The sequence below is a fragment of the Rhizobium ecuadorense genome (genome assembly GCF_001187535.1).
GTDB lineage: Bacteria > Pseudomonadota > Alphaproteobacteria > Rhizobiales > Rhizobiaceae > Rhizobium > Rhizobium ecuadorense.
This window is the reverse complement of the sequence record NZ_LFIO01000601.1, coordinates 1-214: the sequence shown is the minus strand read 5'-3', so window position 1 is coordinate 214 and position 214 is coordinate 1. Positions and strand designations below refer to the sequence as shown.

At 64.0% G+C, this 214-nt stretch carries 1 pseudogene; it reads right to left on the bottom strand.

Going from position 1 to position 214, the window contains the following annotated elements:
- Positions 1-214 (bottom strand): annotated as a pseudogene (locus AF337_RS12215) (aKG-HExxH-type peptide beta-hydroxylase); the annotation flags it as partial.

Genomic DNA, 214 nt, shown 5'->3' with positions numbered 1-214 from the left:
GGCTTGCATGATACGGCTTCGCGCCGGACTTTCGATGTGCACCAGGCCGATGCCGCAAGAGAGCCGGCACGCTGGCTGACGTTCGAGTTCAAGATCCGATGCGATCAGATCCGGCTGCAGATAGCGGCCGACGACCTGCACATCGGGGCGGGCCGCCTGCCATTCCAGACTGCGTGCGAGCGCACCCATCCAGGCTGCAAGTACGGATGAACGG